The sequence below is a fragment of the Mycobacterium sp. NGS64 genome (assembly GCF_059812245.1).
This window is the reverse complement of sequence record NZ_JCALCI010000005.1, coordinates 260301-282435: the sequence shown is the minus strand read 5'-3', so window position 1 is coordinate 282435 and position 22135 is coordinate 260301. Positions and strand designations below refer to the sequence as shown.

At 67.1% G+C, this 22135-nt stretch carries 21 protein-coding genes; 11 read left to right on the top strand and 10 right to left on the bottom strand.

The annotated features are described in order from the left end of the window. Window positions 1–182: 182 nt before the first annotated feature. Genes AC5Y4S_RS22785 through AC5Y4S_RS22770 form a run of 4 tightly spaced genes read left to right on the top strand, consistent with a single transcriptional unit; the run spans window position 183 to window position 4736 of the window. Entirely contained in the window at window positions 183–1364 is a 1182-nt protein-coding gene (locus AC5Y4S_RS22785; RefSeq protein WP_068105420.1) for an acyl-CoA dehydrogenase, read from the top strand. Window positions 1365–1394: 30 nt separating this feature from the next. After that, window positions 1395–2492 (top strand): acyl-CoA dehydrogenase family protein, encoded by a 1098-nt coding sequence (locus tag AC5Y4S_RS22780; protein WP_500034871.1) that lies wholly within the window; start codon window positions 1395–1397, stop codon window positions 2490–2492. Window positions 2493–2532: 40 nt separating this feature from the next. Then, window positions 2533–4041, top strand: a complete 1509-nt coding sequence (fadD17, locus tag AC5Y4S_RS22775) for a long-chain-fatty-acid--CoA ligase FadD17 (RefSeq protein ID WP_500034870.1) — start codon at window positions 2533–2535, stop codon at window positions 4039–4041. Then, a complete protein-coding gene (locus tag AC5Y4S_RS22770; protein WP_500034869.1) occupies window positions 4023–4736 on the top strand; it encodes a serine hydrolase in 714 nt (237 codons plus the stop codon). The genes fadD17 and AC5Y4S_RS22770 overlap by 19 nt, the downstream gene beginning before the upstream one ends. A 22-nt stretch (window positions 4737–4758) precedes the next feature. Here AC5Y4S_RS22770 and AC5Y4S_RS22765 read toward each other — a convergent pair whose 3' ends face one another. From AC5Y4S_RS22765 to AC5Y4S_RS22755, 3 genes are read right to left on the bottom strand one after another with little or no spacing between them, the layout of a single operon-like run. Next, entirely contained in the window at window positions 4759–6309 is a 1551-nt protein-coding gene (locus AC5Y4S_RS22765) for an acetolactate synthase large subunit (RefSeq protein WP_500034868.1), read from the bottom strand. Continuing rightward, window positions 6306–7130: an amidohydrolase family protein gene (locus tag AC5Y4S_RS22760; protein ID WP_500034867.1), complete on the bottom strand. Its 825-nt coding sequence runs from the start codon at window positions 7128–7130 to the stop codon at window positions 6306–6308. The genes AC5Y4S_RS22765 and AC5Y4S_RS22760 overlap by 4 nt, the downstream gene beginning before the upstream one ends. Window positions 7131–7182: 52 nt before the next feature. Beyond that, complete coding sequence (locus AC5Y4S_RS22755) at window positions 7183–8823, bottom strand: acyl-CoA synthetase (protein WP_500034866.1); 1641 nt, start codon at window positions 8821–8823, stop codon at window positions 7183–7185. A gap of 64 nt (window positions 8824–8887) precedes the next feature. Between AC5Y4S_RS22755 and AC5Y4S_RS22750 the strand changes: the two genes are divergently transcribed. Further along, window positions 8888–9700, top strand: coding sequence for a crotonase/enoyl-CoA hydratase family protein (locus AC5Y4S_RS22750; RefSeq protein WP_500034865.1), 813 nt, complete (start codon window positions 8888–8890; stop codon window positions 9698–9700). A gap of 200 nt (window positions 9701–9900) precedes the next feature. Here AC5Y4S_RS22750 and AC5Y4S_RS22745 read toward each other — a convergent pair whose 3' ends face one another. Genes AC5Y4S_RS22745 through AC5Y4S_RS22735 form a run of 3 tightly spaced genes read right to left on the bottom strand, consistent with a single transcriptional unit; the run spans window position 9901 to window position 12891 of the window. Continuing rightward, complete coding sequence (locus tag AC5Y4S_RS22745; RefSeq protein WP_500034864.1) at window positions 9901–11103, bottom strand: cytochrome P450; 1203 nt, start codon at window positions 11101–11103, stop codon at window positions 9901–9903. Next, window positions 11100–11816, bottom strand: a complete 717-nt coding sequence (locus AC5Y4S_RS22740) for an acetoacetate decarboxylase family protein (protein WP_500034863.1) — start codon at window positions 11814–11816, stop codon at window positions 11100–11102. Before AC5Y4S_RS22740 ends, AC5Y4S_RS22745 begins: the two co-directional genes overlap by 4 nt. A 43-nt stretch (window positions 11817–11859) precedes the next feature. Next, a complete protein-coding gene (locus AC5Y4S_RS22735; RefSeq protein ID WP_500034862.1) occupies window positions 11860–12891 on the bottom strand; it encodes an LLM class F420-dependent oxidoreductase in 1032 nt (343 codons plus the stop codon). Window positions 12892–12952: 61 nt separating this feature from the next. Here AC5Y4S_RS22735 and AC5Y4S_RS22730 point away from each other — a divergent pair, with 61 nt between their 5' ends. The 4 genes from AC5Y4S_RS22730 to AC5Y4S_RS22715 are packed head-to-tail and all read left to right on the top strand — an operon-like array spanning window position 12953 to window position 16616. Further along, complete coding sequence (locus AC5Y4S_RS22730) at window positions 12953–13942, top strand: Zn-ribbon domain-containing OB-fold protein (protein WP_500034861.1); 990 nt, start codon at window positions 12953–12955, stop codon at window positions 13940–13942. A gap of 15 nt (window positions 13943–13957) precedes the next feature. Further along, a complete protein-coding gene (locus tag AC5Y4S_RS22725; protein WP_500034860.1) occupies window positions 13958–15019 on the top strand; it encodes a thiolase family protein in 1062 nt (353 codons plus the stop codon). Continuing rightward, window positions 15019–16212 (top strand): thiolase family protein, encoded by a 1194-nt coding sequence (locus tag AC5Y4S_RS22720; protein ID WP_500034859.1) that lies wholly within the window; start codon window positions 15019–15021, stop codon window positions 16210–16212. Before AC5Y4S_RS22725 ends, AC5Y4S_RS22720 begins: the two co-directional genes overlap by 1 nt. Beyond that, window positions 16209–16616 carry a nuclear transport factor 2 family protein gene (locus tag AC5Y4S_RS22715; RefSeq protein WP_500034858.1) on the top strand — a complete coding sequence of 136 codons (408 nt, stop codon included), beginning with the start codon at window positions 16209–16211 and terminating at the stop codon, window positions 16614–16616. The genes AC5Y4S_RS22720 and AC5Y4S_RS22715 overlap by 4 nt, the downstream gene beginning before the upstream one ends. Here AC5Y4S_RS22715 and AC5Y4S_RS22710 read toward each other — a convergent pair. After that, window positions 16613–17137: a gamma carbonic anhydrase family protein gene (locus tag AC5Y4S_RS22710; RefSeq protein WP_085191672.1), complete on the bottom strand. Its 525-nt coding sequence runs from the start codon at window positions 17135–17137 to the stop codon at window positions 16613–16615. The genes AC5Y4S_RS22715 and AC5Y4S_RS22710 overlap by 4 nt on opposite strands. A 117-nt stretch (window positions 17138–17254) precedes the next feature. Here AC5Y4S_RS22710 and AC5Y4S_RS22705 point away from each other — a divergent pair, with 117 nt between their 5' ends. Together AC5Y4S_RS22705 and AC5Y4S_RS22700 are read left to right on the top strand one after the other, a co-directional pair. Next, window positions 17255–18424, top strand: coding sequence for a 3-ketosteroid-9-alpha-monooxygenase, oxygenase component (locus tag AC5Y4S_RS22705; protein ID WP_500034857.1), 1170 nt, complete (start codon window positions 17255–17257; stop codon window positions 18422–18424). Window positions 18425–18428: 4 nt separating this feature from the next. Beyond that, complete coding sequence (locus tag AC5Y4S_RS22700; RefSeq protein WP_500034856.1) at window positions 18429–18878, top strand: hypothetical protein; 450 nt, start codon at window positions 18429–18431, stop codon at window positions 18876–18878. A 177-nt stretch (window positions 18879–19055) separates the two neighbouring features. Here the strand turns inward: AC5Y4S_RS22700 and AC5Y4S_RS22695 are convergent, their stop codons facing one another. From AC5Y4S_RS22695 to AC5Y4S_RS22685, 3 genes are read right to left on the bottom strand one after another with little or no spacing between them, the layout of a single operon-like run. Then, window positions 19056–20201: a sulfotransferase family protein gene (locus AC5Y4S_RS22695; protein ID WP_500034855.1), complete on the bottom strand. Its 1146-nt coding sequence runs from the start codon at window positions 20199–20201 to the stop codon at window positions 19056–19058. After that, window positions 20201–20983: an SDR family oxidoreductase gene (locus AC5Y4S_RS22690; RefSeq protein WP_500035007.1), complete on the bottom strand. Its 783-nt coding sequence runs from the start codon at window positions 20981–20983 to the stop codon at window positions 20201–20203. The genes AC5Y4S_RS22695 and AC5Y4S_RS22690 overlap by 1 nt, the downstream gene beginning before the upstream one ends. 2 nt (window positions 20984–20985) lie before the next feature. Continuing rightward, window positions 20986–22125, bottom strand: a complete 1140-nt coding sequence (locus AC5Y4S_RS22685; protein ID WP_500034854.1) for a hypothetical protein — start codon at window positions 22123–22125, stop codon at window positions 20986–20988. Window positions 22126–22135 lie beyond the last annotated feature (10 nt).

Below are 22135 nucleotides of genomic sequence, written 5' to 3'. Positions count from 1 at the left end.
TCCTCGAAACTGGCCCTCAACCTGAGCGCACGCCCTATCGGTTCGTAGGTCCACCATAGGGCCCCGGTGCGCCAGGCGAAACGGTCGCTGGATTCCCAGACTAGAACGTGTTACAACCGGGGAGGCGAACGGGTAGCCGTTGGTCGAGCTACGCGTGTCACGTTAACCAAAGGACGGCTGGAATGCGCATCAGTTACACCCCTGAACAGGAGGAGCTGCGTCGCGAGCTGCGGTCGTACTTCACCAAGCTCATGACCCCGGAGCGCCGCGCGGCGCTGACGTCGACCGAGGGCGAGGTCGGGACCGGCAACGCGTACCGCGACACCGTCGCGCAGATGGGCAAGGACGGGTGGCTCACCCTGAACTGGCCCAAGGAGTACGGCGGCCAGGACCGCTCCCCGATGGACTCGCTGATCTTCACCGACGAGGCCGCGATCGCCGGCGTGCCCGTGCCGTTCCTGACGATCAACAGCGTGGCGCCGACGATCATGGCCTTCGGCACCGACGAGCAGAAGAAGTTCTTCCTGCCCAAGATCGCGGCCGGCGAACTGCACTTCTCGATCGGCTACTCCGAGCCCGGCGCCGGCACCGACCTGGCCAACCTGCGCACCACCGCGGTGCGCGACGGCGACGACTACGTGATCAACGGCCAGAAGATGTGGACCAGCCTGATCGCCTACGCCGACTGGGTCTGGCTGGCGGTGCGCACCAACCCGGAGGCAAAGAAGCACCGCGGCATTTCGATGCTGACCGTGCCGACCACCGCCGAGGGCTTCTCCTGGACGCCGGTGCACACCATGGCGGGTGTGGACACCAGTGCCACGTATTACTCCGACGTGCGGGTGCCCGTGACCAACCTGATCGGCGAGGAGAACGGCGGCTGGAAGCTGGTGACCAACCAGCTCAACCACGAGCGGGTCGCATTGGTGTCGCCGCAGCCGATCTTCCTGGCCCTGCGCGAGGTTCGCGAGTGGGCGCAGAACACCAAGGACGGCGGCGGGGCCCGGCTCATCGACTCCGAATGGGTGCAGCTGAACCTGGCCCGGGTGCACGCCAAGGCCGAGGTGCTCAAGCTGATCAACTGGGAGCTCGCGTCGTCGGACAGCGAATCGCTGAACCCTGCGGACGCGTCGGCGGCCAAGGTCTACGGGACCGAGCTGGCCACCGAGGCCTACCGGCTGCTGATGGAGGTGCTCGGCACCGCGGCAACGGTCCGCCAGGATTCGCCGGGTTCGCTGCTGCGCAGCCGGGTCGAGCGGATGCACCGGGCCTGCCTGATCCTCACCTTCGGCGGCGGCACCAACGAAGTGCAGCGCGACATCATCGGAATGGTCGCGCTGGGCCTGCCCCGAGCCAACCGCTAGAGCTTTCTCTATATATAAGGACGAGAATTCATGGACTTCACGACGACAGAAGCGGCACAGGACCTCGGCGGGTTGGTCGACACCATCGTGGATGCGGTGTGCACGCCGCAGCACCACCGCGAGCTGGACGGGCTGGAGCAACGATTCGACCGCGCGCTGTGGGACAAGCTGGTCGAGGCCGACATCCTGACCAGCGCGGCGCCGGCGTCATTGGGCGGCGACGGCTTCGGCGTGCTCGAGCAGGTCGCCATTCTGGTGGCGTTGGGCCACCAGCTGGCCGCGGTGCCCTACCTGGAATCGGTAATGCTGGGCGCCGGGGCGCTGGCCCGGTTCGGCTCCGAGGAGCTGCAGCAGGCCTGGGGCGCCCCGGCGGTGCGAGGGGAGAAAATCCTCACCGTCGCGCTCGACGGCGAGATGGGTGAGGGCGCGGTGCAAGCGGTCAGCGACGGTGCGGGCTACCGGCTGACCGGGACGCGCACCCAGATCGGCTTTGCGCCCGTCGCGGACGCCTTCCTGGTTCCGGCCGAAACCGATTCCGGGACAGCCGTTTTCCTCGTCGCGGCCGACGACCCGGGCGTCACGGTGACGGCGCTGCAAACCACGGGGCGGGGCAGCGTCGGGCACCTGGCCCTGGACGGGACGCAGGTGGACGGTGGACGGATCGTCGGCGACGGGGTTGTCGTCGCCTGGCTCGACACGCTGATTACTTTGGGGCGCAGCGCCTTTCAGCTCGGGGTGCTCGAGCGGGGATTGCAAATGACGGCCGAATACGCGCGCACCCGCGAGCAGTTCGACCGCCCGATCGGCAGCTTCCAGGCGGTGGGACAGCGACTGGCCGACGGGTATATCGACGTCAAGGGCCTGCGGCTGACGCTCACCCAGGCGGCCTGGCGCGTGTCGGAGGACATGCCCGCCGACATCGACGTCGCCAGCGCGGCGTTCTGGGCCGCCGACGCCGGGCACCGGGTGGCGCACACCATCGTGCACATCCACGGTGGCGTCGGCGTCGACACCGATCACCCGGTGCACCGTTATTTCCTGGCCGCCAAGGAGATCGAGTTCGCGTTGCACGGTGCCACCGGACAGTTGCGGCGCATCGGCCGCGAACTGGCGGAAACGCCGGCCTGAGGGCGACGTCCGTGGAACAGGCGGGGTCACCGTGGGCTTCGTGATCCCAGCCGACCCGACCGTCACCAAGCTCCTGGTTCCGCTGGCCGAAACCGACGACCGCGGCGTCTATTTCGAGGACACGTTCGTCAGCTGGCGTGATCACCTCCGGCACGGTGCCGCGATCGCGGCGGCGCTGCGTGAGCGCCTCGACCCGGCCAAGCCGCCGCACGTCGGCGTGCTGCTGGAGAACACCCCCTTCTTCTCGGCGATGCTGGTGGCAGCCGGGATGTCCGGCATCGTGCCGGTGGGGCTCAACCCGGTCCGGCGCGGTGAGGCGCTGGCCCGCGACATCGCCCACGCCGACTGTCAAGTGGTGCTTGCCGATTCGAAGTCGGCCGAGCCGCTGGGCGACATCGCGCATGTCAACGTCGAGTCCGCGGCGTGGGCCGCCGAGGTGGACGCGCATCGCGACGCGGAGCCCCGTTTTCAGTCCGCCTCGGCCGCGGACCTGTTCATGCTGATCTTCACCTCGGGCACCAGCGGGGAGCCCAAAGCGGTGAAGTGCAGCCACGGCAAGGTCGCGATCGCCGGCGTGACGATGACACAGCGCTTCGGCCTGGGACGCGACGACGTCTGCTACGTGTCGATGCCGTTGTTTCATTCCAACGCCGTGCTGGTCGGCTGGGCGGTGGCCGCCGCGTGCCAGGGGTCAATGGCGTTGCGGCGCAAGTTCTCCGCGTCTGGGTTCTTACCGGACGTCCGCCGCTACGGGGCCACCTACGCCAACTATGTCGGCAAGCCGTTGTCGTACGTGCTCGCCACCCCGGAGCAGCCCGACGACGCCGACAACCCGCTGCGGGCGGTCTACGGCAACGAGGGCGTGCCCGGCGACATCGAACGATTCGGCCGCAGGTTCGGCTGCGTCGTGCAGGACGGGTTCGGCTCAACCGAGGGCGGGGTGGCGATCGCCCGCACGCCCGACACCCCGCCGGGTGCGCTGGGCCCGCTACCGGAGGGCGTCGAGATCGTCGACCCCGACACCGGCGAGCCGTGCCCCGTCGGGGTAGTCGGCGAGATCGTGAACACCGCCGGGCCGGGCCGCTTCGAGGGTTACTACAACGACGAGGCCGCCGAGGCAGAGCGGATGGCCGGCGGCATCTACCACAGCGGCGACCTGGGCTACCGCGACGAGGCCGGCTACGCGTATTTCGCTGGACGGCTTGGCGATTGGATGCGGGTGGACGGGGAGAACCTGGGCGCGGCCCCGATCGAGCGCGTGCTGCTGCGCTACCCCGACGCCACCGAGGTCGCGGTGTACGCGGTGCCCGACCCGGTCGTCGGCGACCAGGTGATGGCCGCGGTGGTCATGGCGGCCGGCATCGAGTTCGATCCCGAGAAGTTCCGGGCATTCCTGGCCGAACAGCCCGACCTGGGCCCCAAGCAGTGGCCGTCGTACGTGCGGGTGAGCGCGGAGCTGCCGCGGACGGTGACCTTCAAGGTGCTCAAGCGGCAATTGTCGGCACAGGGTGTCGACTGCGGTGATCCGGTATGGCCGATTCGCCGGTAGCGCCCGCGATCGAAGCGAGCTTCGAGAAGCTGGCCGCCACCGTCCCGGCGACCATCGGCATTGCTATCGCTCACCCGGGTATTGCCGAGGTGTACTCGTGGGGCCGGTGGTCGTCCGGCGTCGCATGGTCAACGATCAAGGTGCCGTTGGCGATTGCCGCCCTGCGCGCCGATCCGGGGCGCGCCCGGGATCTCGTTGTCAAAGCCATCACCGAATCCGACAACCATGCCTCCGAGCAATTGTGGTCCCAGCTGGGCGAGCCGGCGGAGGCCGCCGGGCGGGTGAGCGCCGTCGTCAACGAATGCGGTGACGCGGACACCGTGGTCGAATCCCAGCGACTTCGCCGCGGCTACACCGCCTTTGGGCAGACGCAATGGGCGCTGGGCCGGCAGGCGCGCTTCGCCGCCCAGCTTTCGGGCATCGCCCAAGCGGCCACCGTCGTCGACCTCATGCGCCGCCTCACCGCCACCCAGCGATGGGGGTTGGCCGCCAAAGGGTTTGCGGCCAAGGGCGGTTGGGGCCCCGGGGTGCGCGGCGACTACCTGGTCCGGCAACTCGGCATCGTGCCGACGGATTCCGGGGATGTGGGTGTGGCGCTGGCGGCCCAGGCCCACGCGTTCGAAGCCGGCGTCGAGGTTGTCGATGCGATGACGGACTGGCTCGTCGCACACCTTCCGGCGCTGAGCGAGCGGTGAGGCGGCGCACAGCCGCCCAATCCTAGCCCGTCAGTGAGGGCACCACGGCGTCAATCAGGTGCGGCCCCGGTTCGGCCAGGGCCACGCGCAGGGCATCGGCGAACTCCTCGGCCGTGGTGACGCGGCGCGCGGGAACTCCCATGCCCTCGGCGATCTTGACGAAATCCATTGTGGGACGCGACAAGTCGAGCAGGTCGAGCGCCTTCGGGCCGGGCGACGACCCGGCCCCGACGCGCCCCAGCTCGATCCGCAGGATGTCGTAGGCGCTGTTGTCGTAGAGCACGGTGGTCACGTTGAGGTTTTCGCGCGCCTGGGTCCACAACCCCGAGATCGTGTACATCGACGACCCGTCGGATTCCAGGCACAGCACCGGACGATCGGGCGCGGCCACCGCGGCCCCCACCGCGGCGGGAATGCCGTAGCCGATCGCGCCGCCGGTCAGCGTCAGCCAATCGTGGGCCGGCGCACCGGCCGTGGCCCGCTCCAGCATGATGCCCGACGTGTTCGACTCGTCGACGACGATCGCCCCTTCCGGCAGGAGCGCCCCGATCACCTCGGCCGCCGACGCGGACGTCAGCGCACCCGTGGGCAGCTGCGGACGCGATGCGGCCGCCACCGGCGCAACCGTCCCGGGCGCCAGCTCGTCGGCCAATGCGGCCAAAGCGTTTGCGGCGCAGTTGTGTTCGGCGAGCACATGCACCTGGCAGCCGGCCGGCACCAGGTCGCTGGGCATGCCCGGGTAGGCGAAGAACGACACCGGCGACTTGGCGCCCGCCAGCACCAGGTGCTTGGCGCCGTTGAGCTGGGCGGTGGCCGCCTCGGCGAAGTACGCCAGCCGCTCGACGGCGGGGACTCCCGCGCCGCGCTCCAGTCGGGCCGGGAACGTCTCGGACAGCAGCCTGGCCCCGGTCGCCTCGGCGATGCGGGCGGCGGCCGCCAGCGCGGGCCCTCGGGTGGCGTCGCCGCCGATCATGAGCACCGCGGGCTCCCCCGAACGCAAAACCTCGAGCACCTCGGACGCCAGGGCGGGATCGGGTCGCGGCGGCTCGGCGGGCGGAGTTCGCGCCGGTTGCCCGCCATCCGACCAGGACACGTCGGCGGGCAGGATCAGCGTCGAAATATGCGATCCCGACCCGCTGGCCGCAATCGCCTCCGCGGCGTCGGACGCGACGTCGGCGGTCTGCTCGGTGCGGCGCAGCCATCCCGAGACGGTGCCGGCCAGGGCGTCGATGTCGGATTCCAGTGGCGCGTCGTACTTTTTGTGATAGGTGGCGTGGTCGCCGACGACCACCACCATCGGCACCCGGGCGCGGCGCGCGTTGTGCAGGTTGGCGAGGCCGTTACCCAGCCCGGGGCCCAGGTGCAACAGCACCGCGGCCGGTCGACCGGCCATGCGCGCGTATCCGTCGGCCGCGCCGGTGGCCACTCCCTCGAAAAGGGCTAGCACACCCCGCATTTGGGGCACCGCGTCGAGTGCGGCCACGAAGTGCATCTCCGACGTGCCGGGGTTGGCGAAGCACACGTCGACGCCGCCGTCGACCAGGGTATTGATCAGGGCTTGTGCGCCGTTCACCTGTTTTCCTCCAGTCTGAAAACGCGTTGTGCGTTGCCGCGCAAGAAGTCTCCGCGGGCGTCGTCGCTGAGCCCAAGTTCATCCAGTCCCGCGAGAGCGTGGGCGTGGATGATCATCGGGTAGTTGGTGCCAAACAAGACCTTGCGTTGCCCGGTGCCGGTTTTCATGAACCTGACGAGCTCTTCCGGCAGCCGCTTGATGGTGTAGGCCGAGGTGTCGATGTAGACGTTCTCGTGCTTGCGTGCGACGGCCACCATCTCCTCGGTCCACGGGTAGCCGACGTGGCCGCAGACGATGACCAGTTCGGGAAAGTCGAGGGCCACCTGGTCGATGTAGGGAATCGGCCGCCCGGTCTCCGACGGCCGCAGCGGGCCGGTGTGACCAACCTGGGTGCAGAACGGCACCCCGGATTCCACGCATTCGGCGAACAGCGGGTAGTAGCGGCGGTCGGTGGGCGGCGCGTCCCACAGCCAGGGCACCACCCGCAGGCCGACGAATCCCTCCTTCAGGCGGCGCCGCAGCTCGCGGACCGCGGCCATCGGGCGATCGAGGTCGACCGTCGCCAGGCCGGCGAACCGGTTCGGGTGTGACCGCACCCATCCCGCCACCTCGTCGTTGGAGACCAAGTCCTGGCCGGCCGGGCCGAGCCACGCGCTCAGCAGGCCGAAGTCGACGCCGGCGGCGTCCATCGCGCCGAGGGTCGCTTCGATCGGGATGTCGGTGTCGGGGATCGATCCCCCGGTCCAACGCCGCAGCGAGGCCAGCATGTCGCTGCGCAGAAACCGTTGCGTCGGATGTTGCATCCACACGTCGATCGTCATCGCGATTCGACTCTAGACCCACCACGCGGTGGGTCACGCGGCTAGGAGCCGATCAGGTTGTTACGTGGCTCGCATGCACTTCGTCGGCGGGGCGCGCCTCGGTTTGCTCCTTGGCCCACCGGTAGTCGGGCTTGCCCGCGGGCGACCGCTTGACCTCGTCGACCAACCAAAGGCTGCGCGGCACTTTGTATCCCGCGATCTCGGAGCGCACGAAGCTGTCCAGCTCCGCGAGCGAGGGCCGCGCCCCGGGCCGCGCCTGCACGACGGCGGCCACGTGCTGCCCGTAGCGGGGATCGGGCACGCCGACCACCAGGGCGTCGAAGACGTCGGGGTGGCCCTTGAGCGCGGCCTCGACCTCCTCGGGGTAGATCTTCTCGCCGCCGCTGTTGATCGACACCGAGCCGCGGCCCAGCATCGTGACCGTGCCGTCCTCCTCGACCAGGGCCCAGTCGCCCGGGATCGCGTAGCGAACACCGTTGATGGTCCGGAACGTTTCGGCCGTCTTCTTCTCGTCCTTGTAGTAGCCGACCGGGATGTTGCCCTTCTTGGCGATGAAACCGCGCACGCCCGAGCCGGGCTTCACCTCGTTGCCGTCCTCGTCGAGCACGACGGTGCGGTGGTCGATCGTGACGCGGGGCCCGCCGCTGTGCGGGGCGTCTTTGGCGACGATGCTGGTGCCGCCAAAGCCGGTCTCCGAGGAGCCGATCGAGTCGGTGATGACCCGGTTGGGCAGCAGCTCGAGCAGGCGCTCCTTGATGCTCGGCGAGAACAACGCCGCGGTGCTGCCCAGCATGAACAGCGACGACAGGTCGTAGTCGTTTTGCCTGTCAAGCGCATCGAGCAACGGCCGGGCCATCGCGTCGCCGGTGAAGAACAGCATGTTCACCTTATGATCGTGGATCGTCCGCCAGACCTCGTCGGCGTTGAATTCCGGTGTTAGAACGGTGGTTTGGCCCGAGAAGAGCGCCCTCCAGGTGGCCGACTGGGTGGCGCCGTGGATCATCGGCGGAATCGGATAGTGGATCATCGGCGGGTTGGTGGCGGCGGCCTTGGCCAGATCGTATTCGTCCTTGACGAATTCACCCGTGGCGAAGTCGGTTCCACCGAGCAGCACCCGGTAGACGTCCTCGTGACGCCACATCACGCCCTTCGGGAATCCGGTGGTGCCACCGGTGTACAGCAGGTAGATGTCGTCGGCGCTGCGCGGGCCGAAGTCACGCTCGGGCGAGCTGTCGGCGAACGCTCCGTAGAACTCGACCCCGCCGTAGCGCTGGTAGTCGTTGTTGCTGCCGTCCTCGACGACCAGGATCGTCTTGACATTCGGGGTGTCCGGCAGCACGTTGGCGACCCGGTCGGAGTACTGGCGCTCGTGGACCAGGGCGACCATGTCGGAGTTGTCGAAGAGGTAGCGCAGCTCGCCCTCGACATAGCGGAAGTTGACGTTGACGATGATGGCGCCGGCCTTGACGATGCCGAGCATCGCGATGACGATCTCGATGCGGTTGCGGCAGTACAGACCGACCTTGTCGTCCTTCTTGACGCCCTGGTCGATCAGGTAGTGGGCGAAACGGTTGGCCTTCTCCTCCAGCTCGGCGTAGGTCAGCTTCTCGTCGCCGGAGATGAGGGCAACACGGTCAGGCACAGCGTCGATGGCGTGCTCGGCAAGGTCGGCAATATTCAGGGCCACGGCCACCAAATTAGAACGTGTTACATTTCTTGACAAGCTCACCCCCAACGTCGACGGAAAGGCACCCGCCGTGGCCGAGTCTCCAGCAAACGAGCAAACGGGACCTGACGCACTCATCGAACAGCGCGGTCACACCCTGATCGTCACGTTGAACCGGCCGCACGCCCGCAACGCGCTGAGCACCGAAATGATGGAAATCATGGTGCAGGCCTGGGACCGCGTCGACAACGACGACGACATCCGGTGCTGCATCCTGACCGGGGCCGGTGGCTACTTCTGCGCCGGCATGGATCTCAAGACGGCAACCAAGAAACCGCCGGGCGACTCGTTCAAGGACGGCAGCTACGACCCGTCACGGATCGACGCGTTGCTGAAGGGGCGCCGGCTGACAAAACCGCTCATCGCGGCCGTCGAGGGACCCGCGATCGCCGGGGGAACCGAGATCCTGCAGGGCACCGACATCCGGGTGGCCGGCGAGAGCGCCAAATTCGGCATCTCGGAAGCCAAGTGGAGCCTGTACCCGATGGGCGGGTCCGCCGTGCGGCTGGTGCGGCAGATCCCCTACACGGTCGCCTGCGACCTGCTGCTGACCGGACGGCACATCACCGCCGCCGAGGCGAAGGAGATGGGCCTGATCGGGCACGTCGTCCCGGACGGTCAGGCGCTGACCAAGGCGCTGGAGATCGCCGAGATCATCGAGAACAACGGCCCTTTGGCCGTGCAGGCGATCCTGCGGGCGATCCGGGAGACCGAGGGATTGCACGAGAACGACGCGTTCAAGATCGACACCCAGATCGGCATCAAGGTGTTCCTGTCCGACGACGCCAAGGAAGGCCCGCGGGCGTTCGCCGAGAAGCGCAAGCCCGAGTTCAAGAACCGCTGACGCACCATTCGCCACACGCGCCCCTCGGCTGGTTGAGTGCCTTCGTGCCCGCCTCGCAGCGACAGACGCCCGTAGGTCTGCGCGGCCACACCCCCGTACCAACGCGTTGTCGCTCGGAGGCGGGCACGACGCATGGTGCTTTCCGCCAGAGGCCAATGGTGCTGATGTGACTAAGGCCTGCGCCAAGCGCAAACCGATGCTCAGCCCAGCGGCGCGCTCGGCGTGAACGCCACCGGCATCTGCTCCAGGCCGGAGACGAAGTTCGCCGGGCGCAACGGCAGCGCCGCGTCCGACGCCAGCCGCAAGTCCGGCAGGCGCTGCAGCAGCCGCGTCTGCATGATCGACAACTCCAGCCGCGCGAGCTGATTGCCGAGGCAGAAGTGAGTACCGAAGCCGAATGCCAGGTGGTTGTTCGGGTAGCGCTCGATGTTGAAGCTCTCCGGATCCTCGAAGACCTTCTCGTCGAAGTTGGCCGACTCGAACAGCAGGATCATCTTTTCGCCCTGGCGCAGCGCCGTGCCGTGGAATTCGGTGTCGGCGGTGATGGTGCGGGCCATGTTCTTCACCGGTGCGGTCCAGCGGAGCATCTCTTCGATCGCGTTGGGCAGCAGGCTCAGATCGTCGACCAACCGCCGGTGCTGATCGGGATGCAACAGCAGCTGCCTCGTACCCCCGCTCAACGTATGCCGCGTGGTCTCGTCGCCGCCGATCAGCAGCAGCAGAACCTCGGTGACGATCTGGTGGTCCTCCAGGCGTGACCCCTCGACCTCCGCGTGCACCAGGACGCTGACGAGATCATCGGTCGGCTCGGCCTTGCGGGCCGCGATCATGCCCATCATGTATTCGCTGTATGCGGCGAACGCGTCCATGGTGACCTGAATATCGGCTTCGGCCGCGGTGCTGCTCAACGCGCCGACCAGCTCGTCGGACCACTTGAGGAACATCGCGCGCTCCTCCGGGAGCACGCCCAGCATGTCGCCGATGACCGCCATCGGCAGCGGGGCGGCGAGGTCCCAGACGAAGTCGCACTCGCCGCGTTCGCACACCGCGTCGATCAGCGTGTCGCACAGCGAAAGGATCTTGGACTCTTGGTCTTTCACGCGTTTGCGGGTGAATCCGGAATTGACGAGCTTGCGGCGCAACAGATGTTGCGGATCGTCCATCTCGATCATCATCTCGACGCCGTCTTGGTCGGGCCGGATGCCGCCGGCGTTCGAGAACAACTCGGGGTTGCGCTCGGCATCGATGACGGCCTGGTACGTCGACGCGGCGGCCAGCCCGTTGCGGTCCCGGAAGACCGGCTCGTTCTCCCGCATCCAGCGGTAGACGGCGTGCGAGTCACCGGCGTAGAAGGTGCCGTCGGTCAGGTCCACATCGGGTCTGGTCACTGACGTCACTGTCATGAGATCTCCTGAGCATCGCCGAAGGTCATCTGTACGTTGTCGACCGAGCTGGACAGCATCGCCCGCTTCGGAAGGCCCAGCGACGCCAGCTCTTTCGCGTAGGGGTGATCGCCCAGCCGGACGCGCACCCCGCCGAATCGGGTACGCACGCCGTCCAGCGTGTGTTCGAAGGACGTCTCGCGGGTGACGCCGTCGCGGTGCGAGTAGGTGCGCTGCGCCTGCTGGCGCGGCGTCAGCGAAAACGGCAGGCCCCGACGGAATTTCATGTCGATCACCAGTTGCCCGTCTATCGCGCAGTCGAATCCGAAATCACGGCCCTCGCGAACGGTGAAGTCCGCCATGACTTTCGGGTAACCCCAGATCTTGGTCCCCGCCTCCAGCGTGAACGGCTGGTCGACGGGCAGGTGGTGGATGAAGGCGCCGGCCGACTGCAGCGCACGCGGTCCGCTGGCCGCGGAGCCCGGCGGGTTGACCATCACGCTGGTGCCGAATTCGTAGTACTGGCCGAGGTCACCGTCGATGTAGTGCATCAGCATCAGCACGACGACCGTGCGGCCCGGCAGGTAACGGCAGACCTGCAGGCCGCTGTAGTCGATCAGGCGTTGCGCGGCGTCGGCGTCCACCGAGAACATCGCCATGTGCTGGTTTGCCCGGCGGATCCGCACCGGCATCGTGAGTACGGTGCCGGCGATCGTGTGTTGCGAGGCTGTCATCGGGCCAATCTAGAACGCGTTCTATTCGGACGGCAATACCGGGCTAGACCAAGGTAGCAAGCTCGCTGATCTGCTCGGCATTGCGGCCGTTGACCACCATCATCGTGACGCCCGCGGCCTCCCACACCTTCACCTGCTTACGGACGTAGTCGATGTCGCCGACGATCGCGGCGTCGTCGACCAGCTCGTCGGGGATGATCTCGGCGGCCTTGTCCTTCTGGTTGCTGCGGAAGAGCTTGGTGACGTCGTCGACGACCTCGGAGTAGCCCATCCGGCGGTAGACGTCGGCGTGGAAGTTGGTGTCCTCGGCGCCCATGCCGCCCATGTAGAGCGACAGATAGGGCTTCATGGCCGCGAAGGCGGCGCTGCGGTCGTCGGTAATAACGATGGTGGCCGTCGCACAGATCTCGAAGTCCTGCCGGGTGCGACGGGCACCGGGCCGGGCGAAGCCCTCGTCGAGCCATTCGTTGTACATGTCGGCCAGCCGCGGGGTGTAGAAGATCGGCAGCCAGCCGTCGCAGATCTCGGCGGCCAGCGCCACGTTCTTGGGGCCCTCGGCGCCCAGCATGACCGGGATGTCGGCCCGCAGCGGATGGGTGATGGGCTTGAGCGGCTTGCCCAGCCCGGTCGTCGCAGCACCTGTCAGTGGAAGCGGATAGTGCGGCCCGGCGCTGGTGACGGGCTTTTCCCGGGCCCATACCTGCCGCAGGATGTCGACGTATTCACGGGTGCGGGCCAGCGGCTTCGGGAAGGACTGGCCGTACCAGCCCTCCACCACCTGGGGGCCGGACACGCCCAAGCCCAGGATGTGCCGGCCGCCGGACAGGTGGTCGAGCGTCAGGGCGGCCATCGCGCAGGCCGTCGGCGTCCGCGCCGACAGCTGCACCACCGACGTGCCCAGTCGCACCCGCGACGTCGACGAGCCGTACCAGGCCAGCGGCGTGTAGGCGTCCGATCCCCAGGCCTCGGCGGTGAAGACGGCGTCGAATCCGGCCTCCTCTGCGACGGCGACAAGCTCCGCGTGGTTCTCCGGCGGTTGGGCGCCCCAATACCCCAGCTGCAACCCCAGCTTCATGATGAGTGCCTCTCCTGACCCGATGTTGAAACGATTCTTAGAACCTGTTCTACTCGATGGCGTGACAGCCAGTTCGAGCAGCCCGACCTTGATGGATCACCCTGAGCCACCGCTCTCCGCGCCACTGACGTTGTCATTCGACTACACCCGTTCGGTGGGCGCCACGCTGAGCAAGTTCTTCACCGCGTTGCGTGACCGCCGCATCCTCGGGGTGCGCGGATCGGACGGCCGGGTGCATGTGCCGCCGGCGGAATATGACCCGGTTACCTACGAGCCGCTGGGCGAGATGGTACCGGTGTCGAGCATCGGCACCGTCGCGTCCTGGACGTGGCAGCCCGAGCCGATCGAGGGCCAGCCGCTGGACCGGCCCTTCGCGTGGGCGCTGATCAAGCTGGACGGCGCGGACACCCTGCTGATGCACGCCGTCGATGCCGGCGAACCCGACAAGATCCGCACCGGCGCCCGGGTGCACGCGCACTGGGCCGACGAGACGGTGGGCGCGATCACCGATATCGCCTACTTCGCGCTGGGTGAGGAGGCCGAACCGGAAGGTCCCACCAGCGACCAGGACCCCGTCACCATGATCGTCACGCCGGTCTCGCTGACCATTCAGCACAGCGCGTCGCACGAGGAGAGCGCTTACCTGCGCGCCATCGCGGAGGGCAAGCTGCTGGGCGCCAAAACGGGCGAGAACGGAAAGGTGTATTTCCCGCCGCACGGCGCGGACCCGGCCACCGGCCTGCCGACCACCGACTTCGTCGAGCTGCCCGACAAGGGCACGGTGACGACGTTCGCGATCATCAACATCCCATTCCAGGGCCAGCGCATCAAGCCGCCCTACGTGGCCGCCTATGTGCTGCTCGACGGCGCCGACATCCCGTTCCTGCATCTGGTCGCCGACATCGACGCGCACGAGGTGCGGATGGGCATGCGCGTCGAGGCGGTGTGGAAACCCCGCGACGAGTGGGGATTCGGCATCGACAACATCGAGTACTTCCGGCCGACCGGTGAACCCGACGCCGAGTACGACACCTACAAGCACCACCTGTAAAGGACCCAGCTGCACATGAGCGCTCGCAACGTTGCGGTCGTCGGCTTCGCGCACGCGCCGCACGTCCGTCGCACCGACGGCACCACCAACGGCGTCGAGATGTTGATGCCGTGCTTCGCCCAGCTCTACGAGGACCTGGGCATCACCAAGTCCGACATCGGATTCTGGTGCTCGGGATCGTCCGACTACCTTGCCGGGCGGGCGTTTTCGTTCATCTCGGCGATCGACTCGATTGGCGCCGTTCCCCCGATCAACGAGTCGCACGTCGAGATGGACGCGGCGTGGGCGCTGTACGAGGCCTACATCAAGATCCTGACCGGTGAGGTCGACACCGCCCTGGTGTACGGCTTCGGCAAGTCGTCGGCGGGGATCCTGCGGCAGATCCTGTCGCGGCAGACCGACCCTTACACGGTGGCACCGCTGTGGCCGGACTCGGTGTCGATGGCCGGCCTGCAGGCCCGTCTCGGGCTCGACTCCGGCAAATGGACGCCCGAACAGATGGCCCAAGTCGCCCTCGACTCGTTTGCATACGCCGACCGCAACGACTCGGTAAAACCGGCCAAGAGCATCGACGAACTGCTTGCCCGGCCGTTCTTCAACGACCCGCTGCGCCGGCACGACATCGCGCCCATCACCGACGGCGCCGCGGCCATCGTGCTCGCCGCCGACGGACGGGCGCGCGAACTTCGCGAAAACCCCGCCTGGATAACGGGAATCGAGCATCGCATCGAAACCCCCGTCCTGGGTGCTCGCGACCTGACGCAGTCGCCGTCGACGGCGGTTTCGGCCAAGGCGGCCAGCGGCGGCGACGCCTCGGTTGACATCGCCGAGATTCATGCGCCATTCACCCACCAGCACCTGATTCTGGCCGAAGCCATTGGCCTTGGCGGCACGACGAAGGTCAACCCGTCCGGAGGGGCGCTGGCGGCCAACCCCATGTTCGTCGCCGGCCTGGAACGGATCGGCTTTGCCGCACAACACATCTGGAACGGTTCGGCCGGGCGGGTGCTGGCGCACGCCACCAGCGGGCCTGCCCTGCAACAGAACCTGGTCGCGGTCATGGAAGGAAAGAACTGATGGCCGGTGCAGGGGCACACCTTGCCGCGGTACTCGGTACCGGGCAGACGAAGTACGTCGCCAAGCGCAAAGACGTCTCGATGAACGGCCTGGTGCGCGAGGCGATCGACCGCGCACTGGAAGACTCCGGTTCGACCTTCGACGACATCGACGCCGTCGTGGTCGGCAAGGCTCCGGACTTCTTCGAGGGCGTCATGATGCCCGAACTGTTCATGGCGGATGCCGTGGGCGCCACCGGCAAGCCGATGATCCGGGTGCACACCGCGGGTTCGGTCGGCGGGTCCACCGCCGTCGTCGCCGCCAGCCTGGTGCAATCCGGGAAGTACCGCCGCGTCCTGGCGATGGCCTGGGAAAAGCAGTCGGAATCAAATGCCATGTGGGCGTTGTCGATTCCGATCCCTTTCATCAAGCCGGTCGGTGCCGGCGCGGGCGGATACTTCGCCCCGCACGTGCGGTCCTACATCCGCCGTTCGGGGGCACCACTGAACATCGGGGCCATGGTCGCGGTGAAGGACCGGCTCAACGGGGCGCGTAACCCGCTGGCCCATCTGCACCAGCCCGACATCACCGTCGAGAAGGTGATGGAGTCCCCCATGCTGTGGGACCCGATCCGCTACGACGAGACGTGCCCGTCCTCCGACGGCGCGGCGGCGGTCGTCATCGGCAACGAGGAGGCCGCCGAAGCCCGTGTGGCGCAAGGGCAGCCGGTGGCCTGGATTCACGCGACCGCCCTGCGCACCGAGCCGCTGCAGTTCTCCGGACGCGACCAGGTCAGCCCGCAGGCAGGGCGTGACGCGGCCGCGGCGCTGTGGAAGGCGGCCGGCATCACCAGCCCGATCGACGAGATCGACGCGGCCGAGATCTACGTGCCCTTCTCCTGGTTCGAGCCGATGTGGTTGGAAAACCTCGGGTTTGCCCCAGAGGGCGAGGGCTGGAAGCTCACCGAGGCGGGCGAGACCAACATCGGCGGCCGGCTTCCGGTGAACCCGTCGGGCGGCGTGCTGTCGTCGAACCCCATTGGCGCGTCGGGCCTGATTCGCTTCGCGGAGGCCGCGATCCAGGTGATGGGCAAGGGCGGCGATCACCAGGTTCCCGGCGCACGAAAAGCGTTGGGCCACGCTTACGGTGGCGGCTCGCAGTACTACTCCATGTGGGTCGTCGGCGCAGACAAGCCCGAAAAGGTCCCGGCATGACCGAACACCCGGCTCACGAGGCCGGTCGCCGCTCCCGCGAGGCGGTCATCGCCAGGGACAAGGAGGCGTGGCTGGCGGTGTTCGCCGACGACGCGATCGTCGAGGACCCCATCGGGCCGTCGCCCCTCGACCCCGAAGGAAAAGGACACCGCGGCCGCGACGCGATCGAGGCGTTCTGGGACAACACCATCGCGCCCACCACCAAGATCGAGTTCTTCTTCCGCGACACCTACCAGTGCGGCAACGAGGAAGCCAACGTCGGCCACATCCTCATCACCACGGGCGACTACCAGACCACCGCGGAGGGCGTCTTCACCTACAAGGCCAACGACGAGGGCCAGATGGTCGCCCTGCGCGCGTACTGGGAGATGGACCGCGCCATCGCAAACACCAAAAAGGTCTAGATCGGCTCCAGCCCGGCGAGGTGGCGCTGCGCCAGATCGCGATAGGCCTGCGGGTTGATGTTGACCCACATCTCCGCGCCCGTCCCGGCGACCGGGCCCTTCACCTGCGCCGGCGCGCCGACCGCCAGCATCCCGGCCGGGATCTGCGTACCCGCCAGCACCAGTGAGCCCGCGGCGATCAGGCTGCGCGCGCCGATCACCGCGCCGTCCAAAACGGTGGCGTGGTTGGCGATCAGCGCCTCCTTCCCGACGTGCACGCCGTGGATGACGCACATGTGTGCCACCGTCGCGCCCGGTCCGATGTCCACCGGAATGCCGGGCGGCGCGTGCAACACCGACCCGTCCTGGACGTTGGCGCCTTCCCGCACCACGATCGGCCCGTAGTCGCCGCGCAGCACGGCGTTGAACCAGACCGACGCCCCCGCCTCGACGGTGACGTCACCGATCAGGGTCGCGGTCGGGGCCACGAACGCGGTCGGATCGACGCGCGGCGAGCGGCCCTCGAAAGCAAACAGCGGCATCGTCTAGATATACCTTGCGCCAGTACGCCCGCGGTAACGCGGCCAGACCAGCGCTCATTGCGCCAGCGAGGCCCAAAACTGTAACGTGTTCTAGTTAGAGACCACTGGAGGTGACTGGTGACTACCGACACCAAGGCGGCGGGTATCCGGGAAATCGATCCCGGCGCCTTGCCGACGAGATATGCCCGGGGCTGGCATTGCCTGGGCGTCGCAGAGGAGTTCCGCGACGGCAAGCCGCACTCCGTGCAGGCATTCGGCACCAAACTGGTGGTTTTCGCCGACTCACACGGCGACCTCAAGGTGCTCGACGGCTACTGCCGGCACATGGGCGGCGACCTGTCCGAGGGCACCATCAAGGGCGACGAGGTCGCCTGCCCGTTCCACGACTGGCGCTGGGGCGGCGACGGCCGCTGCAAGCTGGTGCCTTACGCCAAGCGCACACCCAAGACCGCGCGCACGCGCTCGTGGACGACCGACGTGCGCGGCGGCCTGCTGTTCGTCTGGCACGACCACGAGGGCAATCCGCCGGACCCCGCGGTCAGGATCCCCGAGATCCCCGAGGCGCACAGCGACGAATGGACCGACTGGCGTTGGAACCGCATCCTCATCGAGGGATCCAACTGCCGCGACATCATCGACAACGTCACCGACATGGCGCACTTCTTCTACATCCATTTCGGGCTGCCGACGTACTTCAAGAACGTCTTCGAGGGCCACATCGCCTCGCAGTACTTGCACAACGTGGGCCGACCCGACGTCGATGACCTGGGGACGTCTTACGGTGAGGCGCACCTGGATTCGGAGGCCTCCTACTTCGGGCCGTCGTTCATGATCAACTGGCTGCACAACAGCTACGGCGGCTACAAGGCCGAGTCGATCCTGATCAACTGCCACTACCCGGTCACCCAGAACTCGTTCGTGTTGCAGTGGGGCGTCATCGTCGAAAAGCCCAAGGGCATGGACGAAAAGATGACCGACAAGCTCTCGCGGGTCTTCACCGAAGGGGTCAGCAAGGGCTTCCTGCAGGACGTCGAGATCTGGCAGCACAAGACCCGGATCGACAACCCGCTGCTGGTCGAGGAGGACGGCGCCGTCTACCAGCTGCGCCGCTGGTACCAGCAGTTCTACGTCGACGTCGCCGACATCACGCCAGAAATGGTGGAGCGCTTCGAGATCGAGATCGACACCACCCGCGCCATCGAACACTGGAACGTCGAGGTCGAGGAGAACCTGAAGGCAAGGGAATCCGAATCCCAATCCGAAGGCGTACCCGCCGAGCAGCACTGAGACCATGCCCGAGGACCAGCCGGCAGTACCCGACGTCGATCGGCTCGCCCGGTCGATGCTGCTACTGCACGGCGATCATCACGATCACGACGAACCGCCCGCGCCAAACGGCGGGACGGGACCCTGGTCAAAATCAAGGGATTTCGCCGACGACCCGCAACGCGCCGCCGCGGTCGCCGAAGCCAGCCGCGCGGATCGTGAGCGCTATCTGACGTCGGGCCTGCTGCCGGTGGATTGCCGGTTCTGCCACGTCACGGTCACGGTCAAGAGGCTCGGCCCCGGTCACACCGCGGTGCAATGGAACACCCAGGCGGCGCAGCGTTGCGCGTACTTCGCCGAGATTCGCGAATCCGGTGGCGACACCGCGCGTGCGCGTGCCTGCCCGAAGCTGAGCGACAGCATCGAGCATGCCGCCGCGGAGGGCTACCTGGATCACCCCGACGATCCGGACTAACCAACCCGCGCAGTCACATTCGCCACATGGGCCCCTGGCCGGACGGGCACTCGTTGTGCCCGCCTCATAGCGACAACGCCACCTACTAACCGATTGTCGCTGTGAGGCGGGCACATTGGGTGCCGCTCGGCGCAGAGGCTGGTGTGGCAGCCGTGACCGACGTGAGCCACTCGCGGGCTACAGTCCCGCGAACCGCTCCTTGACCTCTTCGACGGTCAACCCGTAATCGGCCAGCGAATACGTGTGTTTGGGCGCCCGCTCGCCGGATTGGCTTGCGGCGTGGCTCTCTTCCATGGCGGCCCGCGCCTCGTCAGTCAGCGTCAGGCCGAAGTGCCGGTAAATGTCGGCCACCGTGCCCAACGGGTCGGCGATCAGATCGCGATAATTGACGTCGTAGAACTGAGCCGGATCGTATTTGGCGCGGGCGGTGTTGAAACATTCCAGCCCGCGCGACCAGGTTTCCATTGCGTCGGCACCAATCCGGGCGCCGACGAAGGTCTCCGACCAGCCCTCCGCCGTGTGCTGGGCCAGCGAGCACATCGACGCCATGATCGTCTCCACGGGCCGGTGGGTCTGGATCACCAGCGCGTCGGGGTAGGTCGCCATCAAGGCGTCCAGCGCGAAGAGGTGGCTGGGGTTCTTCAGCACCCAGCGCTTGTCGGCATCGTTGAGCCCGATCAGCTGAAGGTTCTTGCGGTGCCGGCGATACGACGGCGTCCAGTCCTGCTGCGACAACCACTTTGAGTAGCTGGGCAAATGAGACAAAGTTTCGTAGGACACCGAATGCAGCGACTGCCGCAGCAGCTGCCAGCACTCCTCCAGCTCGTACGCGGCCATGAAGTGCAGCCCGGTGTAGCCGGGGTTTTCCTGGTGGTGGCGGGTGAATTGGGCGTCCAGCTGGCGATAGAACGGGTTTGAGTCCCATTCTTCGCGGGGCGGGCGTGGCTGCGGGAACTCCGCCAGCCACATGTGCAGGCCCTGATGCGCGGGGTCGGCGCCGAGCAACCGGTGCAGCGCCGTGGTGCCGGTGCGCACCAGCCCGGTCACGAAGATCGGCCGTTTGATCACCACCTCGGCGTGCTCGGGATATTGCTTCCAAGAGGCTTCGGAGAGCAGGCGGGCCACCAGCGCGCCGCGCAGGAAGAACCGATTCATCTTGCTGCCCAACACCGTTAGGTCCGCTTCGCGCCGGTAGGAGTCGAGCAGCACCTCCAGCGCCTCGCGGTAGTTGTCGTCGTCGGCCCCGAAGTCGTCCAGGCCGACCAGCTTGGTGGCCGATGCGTGCAGTTCGTCGACCGTGGCTACATCTGTACGGTCAGGCATCAGGTGTGGTACTCCCCGCAGTTGACGTCCAGGGTCTGCCCGGTGATGCCGCTGGACAGGTCGCTGGCCAGGAAAAGAATCGCCGAGGCCACCTCGTCCTCGGTGGGCAGGCGCTTGAGGTCGGAATTCGCCGCGGTGGCCTGGTAGATCTGGTCCACCGTAGTGCCGTACTTGCCGGCTTGATGTTCGAAGTAGCTCTGCAACGTGTCGCCCCAGATATAGCCAGGAGCAACGGAATTGACGCGAATCCCCTTCTCCCCAAGTTCGGTGGCCAGCGACTGCGACATGGCCAGCAGGGCGGACTTGGCCATCTTGTAGGCGCCGTACTTCGCCTGGGAGTGCCGCAGCACCATGGAGTTGACGTTGACGACCGATCCCGACGACTCCTCGAGGGCGGGCGTAAAGGCCTGAATGAGGCGCAGCGCCCCGAGCGCGCTCAGCTCGATCGCGTCGCGGATGTGCTGAAACGACGTGCCGGCCAACGGTTTCATCGACGGCACCCGGAACGCGTTGTTGATCAGCACGTCCACCTTGCCGTAGGTGCCCATGGTGGTCTCGACGAGGTAGGCCACCTCCTCGTCGTCGGTGATGTCGGCGCGCACCGCCAGCGCCTTGTGCCCGGTGTCGTTGATCTGCTTGGCGACGGCCTCCAGCCGGTCGAGGGAGCGCGCCGCCAGCACCAGGTCGGCGCCGTCACGCGAACAGCGGTGCGCCAGCGTGGTACCGAGTCCCGGCCCGACGCCGCTGATGACGACGACCTTCCCGTCGAGCATTCCTGACATTGTCACCCCAGCATCCTTGCCGCGATTTGCTGCTGGCGCAACGTGATTCGCTCGCGCCACTGGTCCTCGGAGATCTTGTTGTGCTCGAAATACGGCAGCGCGCCCGGCACGGCGTCGAAGTCGACCAGCTCGACAGTGGGACCGTCGGCGTCGGTCAGCTCACGCGACACGCGTTGCCAACGGAACTGCAAGAAGCCGCGCCGATGCCCGAGCGTTTCCACCCAGTTGGTCACGCCGGGGTTCTGGTCGGCGACGACGATGCGGACCTTGCCGTCCGGATCCGCTTGGGCCTGAGTGTTGTTCAGCGAGGTCTGGTGGTTGATGTAGTCCAGCGAGATGTACCACATGCTGCCCAGCTGGAAGCCGAGATAAGGGGCGTCCGAGACCGGGATCGTGATCACCAGCGCCTGATCGCGGTTCAGGTCGAAATGCCCGACCGACGAGTACTGCGTCGCCAGCCCCCCGGGGGTCAACCTGGGGGCGACCATGGTGTTGACCGGGATGTCCAGGTAGAACCACTTCGGAAACTCCAACCACGTCTTCACCCTATTCACCAGCTGCTTGCCCGCTGTGGCGTAACGCTTTTCGATCGTCTGGCGGGTCAGCGGTGGCGGCGCTGTGCCCGCGGTGTCCAGCCGGGAAATGGTGAGCGTGCCGCGTTGGGCCGACCAGTCTCCGTATACCTCGCGAATCACCAATTGCCCGGGGCCGTTTGGGCGCACCCGCCACTCGAAGCTGCCGTCCGCGGCGATGTCGAGCTCGCGGTCGTCGAAGGCGGCTTGGCTGACGGGCACGTTGTCGTCGGTGTACTCGCCACCGAGCAGCTGAAAACTGAGGTCGGTGGTGGTCCCGCGTTTGCCGGTTACGACGTAGTCGTGGTTGGCCTGGACCCGGGTGCCGAAGTAGAGGGTGTCGGGGTTGTCCAGGCCCATCTTGGTGAACGGACCGGTGCCCGACTGCAGGAATGGATGGTCGCGCTCGTAATCGAAGGCGAGATGCGTACAGCCCGCGATACAGCCGGCCAAGTACTGCAGCCCTTCCAGCAGGTCGGCTTCGGTCTCGATGAACGGCGCGGCAGCCACCAGCTGCTCGGCCTCGGCGATCGCGGCGGTGAGCGGGCCCGAAAAGGAATTTGCGAACACGCCTAAACCT